Below are 14,196 nucleotides of genomic sequence, written 5' to 3'. Positions count from 1 at the left end.
AGATGTCTTCCGCCCCGTCGGCGGTGACCGTCAGCCGGCCACCGGGGTCTTCGCGGGCTCGGAGCCCGTCTCGGACACGGACGCCGGCCCGGTGGCTGTCTGCCGGCGGAACTGGCGCATGAACGCGCCGGTGATCGAGGTCCGTCCCTGGTTCTTGTTGTAAACGTCGAGCGCGACGGCCAGCAGCAGCACCAGCCCCTTGATGATCTGGACCCGGTCCGACCCGACGCCCATCAGCTGCAAGCCGTTGTTGAGTACGGCCATCACCAGGCCGCCGACGATCGAACCGCTGATGGTGCCGAGTCCACCGGAGACCGCCGCGCCACCGATGAAGACGGCGGCGATGGCGTCGAGCTCCCAACCCAACCCGTCCTGTGGGCCGGACGCGGCGGAGCGGGCGACGAAGATCATGCCGGCGAGCGCCGCGAGCACCGACATGTTCATCATCACGAAGAAGTTGACCCGCCGGAGTTTCACCCCGGACAGCTCGGCGGCCCGCGCGTTGCCGCCGACCGCGTAGATGTGCCGGCCCCCGGCGGTGTTGCGGGTGACGAAGGAGTACGCGAGCACCAGGACGGCGAGGATGATTCCGGAGATCGGGAAGCTGGTGCCCACCCGGCCGCCGGCGAACCGCATGGTCACGTACACGATCACACCGAGCGCGGCCGCGACCCGGAGGGCCGAGATCCACATCGGCGCGACCTCGGCCGCCATCTCCCGCCGGGTCCGACGCAGCCGCCACTCCCGGAGCACCACCGCCACACAGGCCGCGAGCCCGAGCAGCAGGGTGAGGTTGTTGTAGCCGGTCCCCGGACCGACCTCGGGCAGGAAACCGGCACCGATGACCTTGAAACCCTCGGGTACGGGGATGGTGTCGGCGTTGCCGATGAACTGGTTGCCGCCCCGGAACAGCATCATGCCGGCGAGCGTGACGATGAACGCGGGCACCCCGACGTACGCGACCCAGAATCCCTGCCAGGCGCCGATCAGGGCACCGACGCCCAGGCCGATCAGGATCGCGACGAACCACGGGACGGAGTAGTCCTGCATGACCTTCGCCACCACGATGCCGACGAACGCGGCGATCGAGCCCACGGAGAGGTCGATGTGGCCGGCGACGATCACCATCAGCATCCCGATGGCCAGGATGAGGATGTACGAGTACTGACTCACCAGCGAGATCAGGTTCCCCGAATTCAGGGTGAGCCCGTCGGTCAGGATCTGGAACAGCAGGACGATCGCCACCAGGGTGAAGATCATCCCGAACTGCCGGGCGTTCGAGGTCGTCCCGCCGAACAGGGACTTCCGGAGGTCTCGGATTCGACTCATGGCGTCTGCGTCTTCTTCGCTGAGGTCATCTGCTTCAACAGGGTCTCCGGGTCCGCGTCCCGCTTGTCGAGGTTGCCGGTGATGGTTCCTTCGAACACCGTGTAGATGCGGTCACACAGGCCGATCAGCTCGGGCAGCTCCGAGGAGATGATGACGACGCCCTTGCCCTGGTCAGCGAGCCGCTGGATGATGCCGTAGATCTCGTACTTGGCACCCACGTCGATGCCGCGGGTCGGTTCGTCGAGGATCAGCAGGTCCGGGTCGGTGAACATCCACTTCGCCAGGACCACCTTCTGCTGGTTGCCGCCGGACAGCTTGGTGACCCCCTCGTCGACGCTCGGGGCCTTGACCCGCAGCCCGGTCCGGTAGCCCTCGGCCGCGCGGTACTCCTTCACCCGGTCGACCACGCCACGGGTGGAGACCTTGCCGAGCTTGGCCGAGACCATCGAGGTCTTGATGTCGTCGAGCAGGTTCAGGCCGATCGACTTGCGGTCCTCGCTGACGTACGCGAGCCCGTGGTCGATCGCGTCCGACACCGACCTCAGCACGATCTCCCGACCGTCCTTGAAGACCCGCCCGGACAGGTACGTGCCGTACGACCGGCCGAACACGCTCATCGCCAACTCGGTCCGCCCGGCACCCATCAGCCCGGCGAAGCCGACGATCTCACCGCGTCGTACGGTGAAACTCGATCCCTTGCAGACCAGGCGCTCGGCCGAGATCGGATGCCGGACGGTCCAGTCGCGTACCTCGAAGAAGACGTCGCCGATCGACGGGGTGTGGTCCGGGAACCGGCTGCTCAACTCCCGGCCGACCATGCCCCGGACGATCCGGTCCTCGTTGACCCCCTCCGCCTGGACGTCGAGCGTCTCGATGCTCCGACCATCGCGCAGGATGGTGATCGAGTCGGCGATCTGCTCGATCTCGTTGAGCTTGTGCGAAATGATGATCGAGGTGATGCCCCGCTCCCGGAACCCGCGCAGCAGGTCCAGCAGGTGCTGCGAGTCCGCCTCGTTCAGGGCAGCGGTCGGCTCGTCCAGGATGAGCAGCTTCACGTCCTTCGCGAACGCCTTCGCGATCTCGATGAGCTGCTGCTTGCCGACGCCGATGTCCTTGACCAGGGTGTCCGGGTCCTCCCGCAGACCCACCTGCGCCATCAGCTCCAGCGCCCGGCGGTTCGCCACCTTCCAGTCGATCACGCCCGCGCGGCGCGGCTCGTTGCCCAGGAAGAGGTTCTCCGTGATGGACATGCCGGGAACCAGCGCCAGTTCCTGATGGATGATCACGATGCCGGCGTGTTCGCTGGCCCGGATGTCGGAAAACCGGCACTCGGCGTCGCGGTAGACGATGTCACCGGAATAGCTGCCGTACGGATAGACGCCGCTGAGCACCTTCATCAGGGTCGACTTCCCGGCGCCATTCTCACCGCAGATCGCGTGGATCTCACCGGCCCGGACCACCAGGTTCACGTCGGCGAGCGCCCGGACACCCGGAAACTCCTTGGTGATCGAGCGCATTTCAAGCAGGATCGGGGCATCACTCATCGCCGCACCTCCCCGGTCAGGTCCACCGACGCGTACGCGTGCAGGGCGGCCGGGGGCACCGGATGGGCCCGCCCCGGCAGCCGGAGGGACCCGCGCACACCCGCCCGGAGGGTGCCGCGCCATGTCACCAACGCCATCGTCGCCTCCGTGAAGAGATCGGCATCAGCCGTTCGGTTGCGGAAGCAAACTATGTGAGTCGAAGGCGTTCCGCAACACGTGAACGCGCTCTACCGTAGCGGCTGGTTCCCGTGCTCATTGCCCCGGATCGCGCTCTCTCAGCGGGCCGGCGGACCGGGCAAGGTCATAATTGGCCGGTGACGTCCACAGTGTGGTTCGTGGGGGTGTCGACCGCCCAGTCCATGGTCAACCAGGCGTTCCCCGTCTGGCTCGCCGACCTCGGTCTCGACGTACGTCTGCGGTGCCGCGACGTACCGCTGGCCGCGCCCGCCGAGACCTACCGCGACCTGGTCGCGGAGCTGGCCCGCGACGACACGGCGCTCGGCGCGGTCATCACCTCGCACAAGGTGGCCCTGCTGGCCGCCGCCGGCGACCTGCTCGCCCGGCTCGACCCGGTGGCGGCCGAGTGCGGTGAGGTCAACGCGCTGCGCCGCGGATCCGACGGCCTGGTCGGCTTCGCCCGCGACCCGATCTCGGTCGGGCGGGTGGTGGACCGGATCTGGCCCGACGGCGAACAGGTCGTCTGCCTCGGCGCGGGCGGCACCGCGATCGCCCTCGGCCGCCATCTGCTGGACCGCCCGGTCCCGCCGGCCAGGCTGGTGTTCACCGACCGGCACCACGCCGCCGCCGACCACCTGCGATCGGTCCTCGGCCCGTGGGCGGCCGCCCGGCGGGTCGGTCTGGACATACACGTCGGCGCCGGGCCGTGGGACGGCCCGGTCGAACGGAGCCCGGCCGGAACGCTCGTGGTCAACGCCACCGGGCTGGGCAAGGACCGCCCCGGAAGTCCACTGTCGCCGGTCGCCGGATTCCCGTCCGGTGCCGTCGTGTGGGATCTGAACTACCGGGGTGACCTGGCCATGTTGCGACAGGCGCGGCGGGCCGACGACGGGTTGGCCGTACACGACGGCTGGGAGCTGTTCTGCCACGGCTGGGCGGCGGCACTCGGCCCGATCCTCGACCTGCCGGGCGAGGCGCACACGGCCGACCGGTTCGTCGCGCTCGCCGCGCCGCTGCGGCGGAACCAACCCGCGACGACCGCGCCGGCGCAGCCCCGGCGCTAGCCCGCTACCGGCCCACGGCACAGCTCGACCACCTCGTCGGCGCAGCCCCAGGCGAGGGTGACGCCGGCCCCACCGTGCCCGTAGGCGTGCACCAACCGGCGTCCGCCGGGCAGCCCGACGGGGTCGATCGCCACCCGCGCGCCGCCGTGCCGCGCCGGTCGCAACCCGACCAGTTGGGCCAGCACCGGGGCGCCGGACAGTTCCGGCACCAGGGCGACGCAGCGGTCCAGGATGGCGCGCCCGGTGGCCTCGTCCGGCGTGGTGTCCCACACGTCGCGCTCGAAGGTGCCGCCGAGCACCACGTCCTCGCTGCGCGGATGGACGTACGTCATCCCGGCCGGGTTGTCCTCGTCCCGTACGGAGACGTGCACTCCGGGGTTGCCGACCAGGACGATCTGACCACGGGCCGGATGAACCGCGTCGTCGCCGGCCAGCACCCCCGCCGCCAGGCCGGTGGCGTTGACCACCACCGGGGCCAGTTCCGCGACGTCGGCGAGACGGGCCAACCGCCGCCGCAGCAGCACCCCGCCGGCCACCGTGAACCGCCCGAGCAGCCAGTCGAGATAGGGTCCCATCTCCACCGAGGGCACGGTGAACCGCCACTCGCCGAGGTGGCCGCCGGCCGGGCCGGTCGGCGCGGTCGACCGGAAATCCGGTACGGCGGCAGCCCACCACGGCAACGATCCGTCCCCGCCGCGCAGCAGCATCCTCGTCGGCCGCATCACCACCCCGGGCACCGCCCGGCGCGCCTGTTCGGACAGTTCGTCGAACGTACGCCGAGCCCAGTCCAGCACCCGTGGATCACCCTCGGTATGGGTCGGATACCACACCGCCGCCGCGATCCGCGACACCGTCCGCGCCGGTTCGTCCGCCGTCACCACCGCCACCCGCGCCCCCTCCCCCTGCAACCGCACCGCACAGGTAAGCCCAACCACCCCACCCCCGACAACCACCACATCAACCACCACCCCACCACCCAACCCCCACCACCCCCGCACGTCCACCCCCTCCCCCTCCCCCCCTCGCGCCCCTCCTCCCTCCCCTCCCCACCCCTCTCCTCGTCGATCTAGGGCGAATACGTGTGTTTAGAGATCAACTAGCACGTATTTGCCCTAGATCGACGAGGAGAGGGGAGGAGGGAGGAGGAGGGAGGAGGGCGCCGTCTGAATACACCCGTGCTCCATTTGCAGGCAACACATATATGGGACTGTCATCGCTGGGTTGTGGACCTTCGTCTGGATGGGGGCGTCGGTGTGGATGTTCTGGATGTTAGCGGTGTGGACGGAGATCCGGTGGTTGGTGATGGAGTTGATGGCGGCGTCGTCGGCGATTGGTGGCGGGGGTGCTTGCGGCGGGCGGGGGTGCTGGTCAGGATGGGTGGGAGGGTGTGGTGACCACGATCCGATTCGGAGAACCATGACGACTTTCCCGGGTCGGGATCCGGAATCGGTGGAGATCCGTGAATGGTACGGGCGATGCCGCTTGCCGGCGTTGTTCCCGAATCTCACAGGGGACACACAGGGGTGTCGACGCGACGCTGAAACCCGCTATGGTCCGGTGTCCGACTGAGCCGTCCGGAGCGGTTACGCCACGGTTGTCCTGGCCCATAAAATCGGGTTCGGGCGGCGGGACTGTACGGCGAACTCGGCGACACGGCCGGTCAGGCGCGCACCGACCGCAGCATCGCCTGGGTGTTCTCCCGTCAGGGATGTCACCGGCAGGCGCTCGTCCACGCGCAGCGGGCCCTCGACCTGTTCGAGACCGTCGGTGACACTGCCATGGTGGCCCGCGCGCTGAACTCGGTCGGCTGGCAGTACGCCCAGCTGCACGACCACGGGCAGGCGCTGCGGCACTGCGAACGCGCCCTGGTCCTGCTGGGTCGGTCGGCGACCGGTTCGGCGAGGCGAACACCTGGGACAGCCTCGGCTACGCCCACCACCATCTGGGCAACCATCGTCAGGCCATCGCGTGTTACCGCCGGGCGGTCGACCTGTTCCGGGCCGTGGGTCACCGCTACTACGAGGCCGACACCCTCACCCACATCGGGGACAGCCAGCAGGCGGCGGGCGACCCGGAGGCCGCCCGGCACTGCTGGCTCGGATCGCTCGACATCCTCGACGCGCTCGGTCATCCCGACGCCGAGCAGGTCCGGGCCAAGGTGCACCGGCCGGGTCCACCGCCGACGACCCCGAGCCCGCCGGTGCCCGCCGGGTCGGGGGCGGGGTGGCCCGACCGGGTCCACCGCCCGGCCGCCTGCTGATCACCCCCTGCACCGGTTCGTCCGGCGCCGCTGTCGCCGGGCCCGAGCCGGAGAAGTCAACGATGGCTGTCAACCTGGGTAGGCTGCCCCGCGACAGGCTGATCCACAGGGGAGAGTGCTCGGCGTGAACGAGGTTCCGGCTGCCGTCAGGACACGAGTGGCAGGCTGGTGTGGGCGGGTGGTGGGCGCGGACTGGTTCAACGCCGCCGCCTTCGGCGTGATCATCGTCAACGCGATTGTGCTCGGGGTCGAGACCTACGACCGGGCGCTGGACCGGGCCGGCGGTGTCCTGCTCGCCGTCGAGTACGCCTGCCTCGCCTGCTTCACGGTCGAGCTGGGCCTGCGGTTCGGCGCGCACCTCCGCGCGCCGCGCGGCTTCTTCCGCGACGGCTGGAACGTCTTCGACCTGCTGGTCGTCTGCGCACCCCTGCTGCCGGGCGTACGGGAGAACGTCACCCTGCTGCGACTGTTCCGGCTCGCCCGGGTGGTACGGGCGGTGCGGCTCTTCCCCAGCCTACGGATGATCATAGGCGGGGTGCTGCGCAGCCTGCCCGGCCTGGGCAGCTTCCTGCTGATCGCGACGCTGACCGTCTACCTGTACGCGATGGTCGGCTGGATGACCTTCGGCGAGGCCCAGCCGGACCGGTACGGCACCGTCGGGCGGGCGATGCTCACCCTGTTCCTGCTGCTCTCGCTGGACGGAATCACGGACGCGTTGGAGACCGGTCGGCTGGTTTCCGAATGGAGCATCCCCTACTACACGTCGTACATCATCGTGGCGTCGTACCTGCTCACGAACCTGCTGATCGGCATCGTACTCAAGGCGTTGGAGGAGGCCCACCAGGCGGAGCCGGCCGCCGGACGGGTCGCCGACCGGCACCCGCCGGCCCCGCCCGCCCCGGACCCGAAGCCGGATCCACCGGAGAGTGCGCGGGCCATCGGTGAACGGCTGCGCGAGCTGCGGACCGCGCTGGACGCCCTGGAGGCCGAGCTGGTTGGCCAGCGGCACCCCGAGGACGTTCGCGGCGGTCAGCGGCAACCACCAGCCGGAAGGGAGCCGGGCCGCGGCGCCGGACGGCGGTCGAAGGCCCGGCGTACGGCCGGCAACCGGACCTGAACACGGGCTTGATCACCGGACCACTATCGTGACCCGGTGGTCGCGGCGCTCGAACTGTATCTGGACCCGGACGCCACCCGGCGGATCCGGACGCTGTGGGACGCCCTGGAGTCCGAGGGCGTGCAGAGCCTGCGGTCGCTGCTGGGTCAGCGGCACCGCCCGCACGTCTCGCTCGCGGTCGCGCCGCGTCTCGACCCGGTACGGGTGGCCGACGCCCTGACTGGGATGGTCGTGGCGGCACCGCTGCGGATGTCGTTCGAGCACGCCGGACAGTTCGTCGGGCGGGTGCTGTGGCTGGGCCCGACACCGACCCCGGAGATGCTGGCCCATCACGCCGACGTGCACGCCCGGCTGGCCGCTGCCGGCGTGGTCCTCGCCGAGCACTACCAACCGGGCCGGTGGGTACCGCACTGCACCCTCTCCATGCGGGTGCCGAACGCGCTGATGGCCGCGGCCGTACGGCGGTGCCTGGAGGTGCTGCCGCTGGAGGCCACCGTCGTCGGGGCGGCCGTCGCCGACCACGCCCGGGACATCGTCCACCCGCTCGGCTGACCGACCACCGTCGACAGCCCGCCACGCGCCGGTGCTCCGCCGGGTGTCGCGGCCCCCGCCGCTATCTCGCGTACGACAGCAGCGGGTGCCCACCGTCGGGCACCGGGTCGAGATCGAGGTAGCGCCAGAGCATCGCGGACAGTTCACGGGTCTCGTCCCAGCGCTCGTGCCGGTGGGCGTAGTCCGTCACCGCCATCAGGTTCGACCGTTCCGCGTCCAGCCAGCGCCGGGCCACCTCCGCGCTCGGGAACGGCGGCAGCGCACCCGAGTATCCGCCCCGGCTGAGCCAGTCGTACCGGTCGTCGTCGGGCGAGGCCACGTCCAGTGCGGCGACGGCGGTGTGCCGGTAGTAGTCGACCAGCACCTCGACCCGGCGGCGTTCGTCGTCGCCGAGCAGTTCGTGGGCGTACGCGCGGAGCAGGTCGTGCAGTTCCATCCGATCGCCGTCGACGCGTTGGACCAGGTGGGTCCGGAGCAGCGTCTCCAGGGGCCGGTGCAGTTCGGCCGGGTCGAGTCCGGCGAGCGCCGCGGCGGCGTACCGGTCGAAGTCACCCGGATGCAGGGCGAGCAACCGGAACAGCCGCATCGCCCCGGCATCCAGCCGCCGGTACGACCAGGAGAAGACCGCCCGTACGTCGGTGCGTTCGTCGCCGCCCGCGTCGAGCAGGTCCAGCCGGTGCCGCTCGTCGGCGAGGTCGTCGGCGAGATCCGCCAGCGGGGCCGTCGGGCGGGCGGCGGCCAGGTCACCGGCGATCCGCAGGGCCAGCGGAAGCTGGGCGCACCGGCGGGCGAGCACGGCGGCGGAGTCGGGTTCGGTCCCGATCCGTGGTCCGACCAGCGCCCCCAGCAGGCGCAGCGACTCGGCCAGCGACAGCCGGTCCAGTTCCACCCGCCGCGCCCCGTGCCGGACGGCCAGGGCGGTGAGCCGGTCCCGGCTGGTGACCAGCACGAAGCAGGACGCCGTACCGGGCAGCAGTGGGCGGACCTGGTCGACCGAGCCGGCGTTGTCCAGCACCAGCAGCATCCGCCGCCCGGCCACCACCGACCGGAACCGGGCGGCGAGTTCGTCCACGCCGCCCCAGGTCTGGGCCCGCGCGCCGTCCAGCGCGTGCAGGAACCCCTCCAGCGCGCGGACCGGTGTCACCGGCGCCTCCGCGTCGTACCCGCGCAGGTCGAGGTAGAGCTGCCCGTCGGGGAAGGCGGCGGCGACCCGGTGCGCCCAGTGCACCGCCAGGGCCGTCTTGCCGACTCCCGCCGTACCGGAGACGACCGCGACCGACCCGGCGGCGGCCGAGGTGGTCAGCAGGTCGTCCAGGGCGACAAATTCGGCTTCGCGGCCGGTGAAGGCGGGGACGTCGCCGGGGAGCTGCCGCGGCGGGTCCGCGGCCGGGACCAGACCGGGTTCGGCCCGCGCCGCCGGGTCCGCGCCGGCAAGTTCCACCTGCGCGGCCACCGCCTGGCGGTGGCCGGACCGCCGCTCCGCCAACTGCCGCAACAGCCTGCGGTACGACACCCGCCAGTGCTCCAGGTCCGCCGGCCAGCCGCCGAGGCGGGCGCAGGTGCTCACGTACGCCTCGACGAACTCCCACGACGGCTTCGAAACCCCGGCGAGCTTGTCACCGACGGTCGACCGGGGAAACGTCCGACCGCCCTCCTTCATGTACGCCGACAGTTCCCGCAGCGACGGCTCGCCGCATTCCGCGCGTAACTCACGCAACCGGGCCGCGAACAGTGCCAGCGGCTCTTCATGTGCCATTCCCCGACGCTAGGCGACGCCGGGCGTCGAACATCCGCAGTGTCCAGACTCCGTCCGGAATCATTGCCGGACGCCACGGAATGTGCCGGAGCCCGCTGCGCTGCGTACTCGAATCCCCGCGCCGGTGACTCTCAGTCCGCCTCCCCGAGCAGGCCGTCGACCAGTTCCCTGGGCAACCCGTGGGTGTCGTGCAGCCAGTGGTAGTCGGCGTCGGTCAGCGGGCCGCGGGACCTCGTCCGGGAGACCAGCGGCCGCCCACGCCCGAGCAGGCCACGGAACCGCCGCTCCTCGTCGGAGAGCAGGTCGCGCAGGTCCCCGACGTCGACCCGCTGGCGGAACCGGTCGAGGGTGTGCTCGAACGGCTCCGGGGGCAGATCGGACAGACTCCGCACCGGATCGTCGCGCCAGAGTGTGGTGAGCACCCGGCGGATCAGCCGGCGCAGCACGTACCCCCGGCCGGTGTTCGCCGGGCGTACGCCGTCACCGATGACCACGACGCTCGCCCGCAGGTGGTCGCAGACCCGGCGCAACGACTCCCGGTCAAGTCCCCACAGCCCGGAGACGGTACGCACCCACGGCTCGAAGCCGTCGCCCTCGAACACCGAACCGTTGCCGGACAGGACCATCTCCATTCGCTCCAGTCCCATGCCGGTGTCGATGTTGGGCTGGTGCAGGGGTTCGAGGCGGCCGTCGTCGTACCGTCGGTAGCGCATCTGGACGTGGTTCCAGACCTCCATCCACCGGTTGTCGGTGCCCGGCGACCCCTGCGGCGGGGTCGACCCGGTCCAGACGAAGATCTCGGAGTCGGGTCCACAGGGTCCGGTCGGCCCGTTCGACCACCAGTTCTCCTCGCGGGTCAACTCGACCGGTACGCCGAGCTCGGTCCAGGTCGCGAGCGAGGTGGTGTCCGGGCCGACCCGGTCGTCGCCACCGAACACGGTGACGTGCAGCCGGTCCCGCTCGATGCCGAAGCCCTCGTGCAGCAGGTCGTAGCCCCAGCGCAGGCTCTGCGCACCGCCGTAGTCACCGAGTGACCACGACCCGAGCATCTCGAACACGGTCAGGTGGGTGGGATCGCCGACCTCGTCCAGGTCGGTGGTGCGCAGGCAACGCTGGAGGTCCACCAGACGCCGCCCGAGCGGATGCGCGAGACCCTCCAGGTACGGGGTCAGTGGGTGCATCCCGGAGGTGGTGAAGAGCACCGGATCGCCGGGCGGCGGGATGAGCGAGGTGTCGGGCACCAACAGGTGCCCCCGCTCGCGGTAGTAGTCGACGAAGATGCGGACAATCTGCTCGGGTGTCACGGCGGTGGCCTTCCGGGGTCGGGACGACCGGAAAGGGCCACCGAGGCGGGGCGAGCCGCGAAGAGTCGACGCACCGGCGGACCGTTTCCGGTCGCCGGCGGGGAATCGGGAGATCAGACGGCGGCAACCGACGAGCTGGTAGCTCGTGCGGTCGCGGCGGTGTTCCGACGGGGAATCTCCACGTGCCCGACTCTACCGTCGCGCGGGATCACCGCCCAGCGCTTTCCCGGCGGCGCCACCCGGCGACTTTCCCGGTACGACGCCAGCCGGCGACCAGGAATGCGGCGGAACAGGGCGGGTAAGTGGCTCACGTCGTACCGCGCGGTGGGCGCGGGCCGGACCGGGAGTCGAGGGGGTCTCATGGCGCGTACGCTGGCCAACCTGACCAACGGCATCCTGGCCGGCGCCGCCGCCACCCTCGCCCGCGAACTGGTCAGCAACCTGGACGTGGTCGTCCGGGCCCGGCCGATGAGCAACAGCCACGAACGGACAGTGCAGCGACTCATGGAGCGGGCCCAGCTCAGTCTGGGGCCCGAGGACCGGGCCGCGAACCGCCGGGCCGGTCTGGGCCCCCTGCTCGGGTTCGCCAACGGGGTGCTGACCGTGGCCCTGTTCGCGACGGTCACCGCGCGACGGCGCCCGGCACCACCGGTGGCGGTGGGACTGATCGGCCTGGGCGGCATGCTGGTCGCCGACGGGCCGATGGCGGCGTTGGGCGTGACGAACCCGCGCCGCTGGCGGGCCCGGGACTGGTTCGAGGACGCCCTGCCGTACGTCGCCTACAGCCTGACCGCCGTGGCGACGCTGACCCTGCTCGACCGGGCCACCGCCCCGGCCCGGCGCCGCTGATCAGCGCGCCGCTCCGCCGCTGATCACCGGAACGGTCGCCGTCAGCGTCGGGCCGAAGGCGAGCGTGAGCTGGTCGAGCAGCGGGGCGGCGGATGGGTGTGGGTCGCGGCGTGGGGTGATCGTGTAGATGCCGCGGGTCGGGGGGTCGACGAGGCTCACCGTGGTGACGTCAGTTCGCAGCGCGCACGTCAGTGCCCCCGGTATCAGTGCGATGGCGTGGCCGGTTGCGACGAGGGCGACCTTGCCGGGCAGGTCGGCCGCGGTGAGGTCGATGCGGGCGGTGACTCCCGCGCGGGCGGCGTGCTGGCGTAGCAGTGTCGCCGAGCCGTCGTTGTCCTCGACCCAGGTCTGGTCGGCCAGCGCCGCTATGCGTACCGGGTCGGTGCCGGCCAGCGGGTGGTCGGAGGGCAGGACGACGACCATCTCGTCCGTACCCAGAAGTCGTCGTTCCAGACGCGGATCGTCGGGCAGCCCCGGTGGCGCGTCGGTGACGACGGCAACGTCCAGGTCGCCGGCGATCACGCGGTCGTGTAGTTGTGCGCTCAGCGCGGGCAGCAGACTCCATCGGAGGGGGCCGGCCGTGTCCATCAGGCGACGGATCGCCGCGGGTACGATCCCGGCTGCCAGAGATGGCGTGGCGCCGACGGTCAGTGGGCGGTTGAGCGTTCCGTCACGAACGGCCCGTACCGCGCGAACGCCGCGGTCGATCTCGTTGAGCGCGGCCAGGGCGTGGTGACGGAACACCTCGCCGGCGGCCGTCGGACGCACGCCGCGCGGGTGTCGTTGCAGCAGCGGCACGCCGAGCTGGCGCTCCAGCCCGGCAATCTGTCGAGAAACGGCTGACTGTGTGTGGTGGAGCTCGGCGGCGGCCGCCGACATCGAGCCGAGGCGGCAAACCGTCACGAAGGTATGACACACCGCCAAATCCATGGCACGAGTATGACGGACTGGTATGCGCATGCCGCAGGGCCGTCCTGCGAGATCTGCGCTTCTCGCAGCCATCGCGATGTCTCACCCTGGTACGCATGTCCAAACCGCACACGATCGCCGTTCTCGGCTTAGGCCGCATGGGCACCGCGATCGCGACAAGACTCGCCGACCACGACTGGAACGTCGTCGGTTGGACCCGCTCCGGGCGTACGGCAGGCGCTGTCGAGACGACTGGCGATCCGAACGCCGCCGTGGCGAAGGCCGACATCACGCTGTTGGCGCTGTTCGACGGGGCGGCCTGCCAGCAGGTTGTCGACCATGTCCGCGGCTCGCTGCGAGCGGGAGCGGTGGTGCTGAACACCAGCACCATCGCTCCCGCCGAGGCGACGAGGCTGGCCCGCCAACTCGGCCCGTCCTACGTCCACGCTCCCGTGCTCGGCTCCGTGCCCGCCGCGGCCGCCGGCGCGCTACAGATTCTCGCCGCCGCCGACCAAGACGCGTTAGACCGAGTCCGACCGGTCCTGGAAGCGCTCGGCACCGTGCGGCGCATCGACAAGGCTTCCACCGCCGCCGCGCTCAAGCTGGTCGCCAACAACAGCCTCGCCGGCGCCGTCCTCGCGCTACGCGACTCACTGCGGCAAGCCGACGCCCTGGGCCTGCCCCGTGCCCAGGCGCTGGACATCCTCGAACTGGGCCAGCTCGGTGGGCTTGTCTCCCGCAAACGATCCTTCCTCACCAACCAGCCGGCCGCCGCCACGGCCGAGTTCACGATCGGCGCGCTGGTCAAGGACATGGCACTGCTGGCCGCCGCGTCGAACACTCCCCTGCGCAGTGCGGTCGGCCTGATAGCCGACACCCCCGCCGGCCAGCAGGCCGACATCGCCGTTGCCGCCACCGTCCCCGCCGTCGACGACGCCGTGCTCGAACCGCTACGCGCCTACATCCGCGGACACGCCACCGGAGACCCCGCGCACTTCCGCGACGCGTTCCTGCCCACCGCGCATATCGAGGGAATTCGGGACGGCGCATTCGCCCCGTGGGGCCTGGACGAATACTGCGCTCTCTTCCACGGCCACCCAGCCCCGGACGAACCAATCCGCTCTCGCCGCATCGACTCCGTCGACGTCCTCGGCACCGTCGCGACCGCAACCATGACGCTCTGGCACGGCGCGGACACCTTCACCGACATCTTCCTGCTCGTCCGCGTCGACGACGGTTGGCGCATCGCCAACAAGGCCTACCACCGGCACTCCTCGGTTGCTGGCCTACCAACGTAGAGGACCCATGTGGGTGTGGCGGCATGACGCGGTTGGT

Annotated in this window: 13 protein-coding genes and 1 pseudogene; 7 read left to right on the top strand and 7 right to left on the bottom strand. The window is 70.9% G+C overall.

Annotation, left to right across the window (positions count from 1 at the left end):
* Positions 1-30: 30 nt before the first annotated feature.
* The 3 genes from mmsB to OG792_RS15605 are packed head-to-tail and all read right to left on the bottom strand — an operon-like array spanning position 31 to position 3,010.
* Positions 31-1,329, bottom strand: coding sequence for a multiple monosaccharide ABC transporter permease (mmsB, locus tag OG792_RS15615; protein ID WP_329110361.1), 1,299 nt, complete (start codon positions 1,327-1,329; stop codon positions 31-33).
* Positions 1,326-2,873 carry a multiple monosaccharide ABC transporter ATP-binding protein gene (gene mmsA, locus OG792_RS15610; RefSeq protein WP_329110360.1) on the bottom strand — a complete coding sequence of 516 codons (1,548 nt, stop codon included), beginning with the start codon at positions 2,871-2,873 and terminating at the stop codon, positions 1,326-1,328. Before mmsA ends, mmsB begins: the two co-directional genes overlap by 4 nt.
* On the bottom strand, positions 2,870-3,010 hold the full coding sequence (locus OG792_RS15605) for a hypothetical protein (RefSeq protein WP_329110358.1): 141 nt from the start codon (positions 3,008-3,010) through the stop codon (positions 2,870-2,872). Before OG792_RS15605 ends, mmsA begins: the two co-directional genes overlap by 4 nt.
* Positions 3,011-3,187: 177 nt before the next feature.
* Between OG792_RS15605 and OG792_RS15600 the strand changes: the two genes are divergently transcribed.
* Positions 3,188-4,114 carry a shikimate dehydrogenase family protein gene (locus OG792_RS15600; RefSeq protein ID WP_329110357.1) on the top strand — a complete coding sequence of 309 codons (927 nt, stop codon included), beginning with the start codon at positions 3,188-3,190 and terminating at the stop codon, positions 4,112-4,114.
* Here OG792_RS15600 and OG792_RS15595 read toward each other — a convergent pair.
* Complete coding sequence (locus OG792_RS15595; RefSeq protein ID WP_329110355.1) at positions 4,111-5,118, bottom strand: FAD-dependent oxidoreductase; 1,008 nt, start codon at positions 5,116-5,118, stop codon at positions 4,111-4,113. The two genes, OG792_RS15600 and OG792_RS15595, sit on opposite strands and share 4 nt — an antisense overlap.
* 687 nt (positions 5,119-5,805) lie before the next feature.
* Here OG792_RS15595 and OG792_RS34710 point away from each other — a divergent pair.
* The 4 genes and pseudogenes from OG792_RS34710 to OG792_RS15575 all read left to right on the top strand — a co-directional run.
* Positions 5,806-5,922: pseudogene (locus tag OG792_RS34710) on the top strand (hypothetical protein); the annotation flags it as partial.
* The gene (locus OG792_RS15585) at positions 5,922-6,374 is read left to right on the top strand and encodes a tetratricopeptide repeat protein (protein WP_329111280.1); all 453 of its coding nucleotides are present in this window, start codon (positions 5,922-5,924) and stop codon (positions 6,372-6,374) included. The pseudogene OG792_RS34710 and the gene OG792_RS15585, both read left to right, overlap by 1 nt.
* Positions 6,375-6,552: 178 nt before the next feature.
* Entirely contained in the window at positions 6,553-7,491 is a 939-nt protein-coding gene (locus OG792_RS15580) for an ion transporter (RefSeq protein ID WP_329110352.1), read from the top strand.
* A 36-nt stretch (positions 7,492-7,527) separates the two neighbouring features.
* Positions 7,528-8,043, top strand: coding sequence for a 2'-5' RNA ligase family protein (locus OG792_RS15575; protein ID WP_329110350.1), 516 nt, complete (start codon positions 7,528-7,530; stop codon positions 8,041-8,043).
* Positions 8,044-8,104: 61 nt separating this feature from the next.
* Here OG792_RS15575 and OG792_RS15570 read toward each other — a convergent pair whose 3' ends face one another.
* Together OG792_RS15570 and OG792_RS15565 are read right to left on the bottom strand one after the other, a co-directional pair.
* Entirely contained in the window at positions 8,105-9,799 is a 1,695-nt protein-coding gene (locus tag OG792_RS15570; RefSeq protein ID WP_329110349.1) for an NB-ARC domain-containing protein, read from the bottom strand.
* Positions 9,800-9,930: 131 nt separating this feature from the next.
* Positions 9,931-11,103, bottom strand: coding sequence for an alanine--tRNA ligase-related protein (locus OG792_RS15565; protein ID WP_329110348.1), 1,173 nt, complete (start codon positions 11,101-11,103; stop codon positions 9,931-9,933).
* Positions 11,104-11,463: 360 nt separating this feature from the next.
* Between OG792_RS15565 and OG792_RS15560 the strand changes: the two genes are divergently transcribed.
* Positions 11,464-11,952: a hypothetical protein gene (locus OG792_RS15560; protein ID WP_329110347.1), complete on the top strand. Its 489-nt coding sequence runs from the start codon at positions 11,464-11,466 to the stop codon at positions 11,950-11,952.
* Here OG792_RS15560 and OG792_RS15555 read toward each other — a convergent pair whose 3' ends face one another.
* Entirely contained in the window at positions 11,953-12,954 is a 1,002-nt protein-coding gene (locus OG792_RS15555) for a LysR family transcriptional regulator (protein WP_329110346.1), read from the bottom strand.
* Positions 12,955-12,977: 23 nt separating this feature from the next.
* On the opposite strand from OG792_RS15555, the gene OG792_RS15550 reads away from it, so the two are divergent.
* A complete protein-coding gene (locus OG792_RS15550; protein WP_329110345.1) occupies positions 12,978-14,159 on the top strand; it encodes a nuclear transport factor 2 family protein in 1,182 nt (393 codons plus the stop codon).
* The last annotated feature ends 37 nt before the right edge of the window (positions 14,160-14,196 follow it).

The organism is Micromonospora sp. NBC_01699 (genome assembly GCF_036250065.1).
Classification (GTDB): Bacteria; Actinomycetota; Actinomycetes; order Mycobacteriales; family Micromonosporaceae; genus Micromonospora_G.
Note: the sequence above shows the minus strand (reverse complement) of the source record. Positions and strands in the feature narration are given on the sequence as shown.

What these genes read in the sequence shown, in the direction of transcription:
- OG792_RS15555 (WP_329110346.1), bottom strand. Translation starts at nt 12,954, where the DNA reads ATGGCTGCGAGAAGCGCAGATCTCGCAGGACGGCCCTGCGGCATGCGC.
- OG792_RS15605 (WP_329110358.1), bottom strand. Translation starts at nt 3,010, where the DNA reads ATGGCGTTGGTGACATGGCGCGGCACCCTCCGGGCGGGTGTGCGCGGG.
- OG792_RS15550 (WP_329110345.1), top strand. Translation starts at nt 12,978, where the DNA reads ATGTCCAAACCGCACACGATCGCCGTTCTCGGCTTAGGCCGCATGGGC.
- mmsA (WP_329110360.1), bottom strand. Translation starts at nt 2,873, where the DNA reads ATGAGTGATGCCCCGATCCTGCTTGAAATGCGCTCGATCACCAAGGAG.
- OG792_RS15570 (WP_329110349.1), bottom strand. Translation starts at nt 9,799, where the DNA reads ATGGCACATGAAGAGCCGCTGGCACTGTTCGCGGCCCGGTTGCGTGAG.
- OG792_RS15560 (WP_329110347.1), top strand. Translation starts at nt 11,464, where the DNA reads ATGGCGCGTACGCTGGCCAACCTGACCAACGGCATCCTGGCCGGCGCC.
- mmsB (WP_329110361.1), bottom strand. Translation starts at nt 1,329, where the DNA reads ATGAGTCGAATCCGAGACCTCCGGAAGTCCCTGTTCGGCGGGACGACC.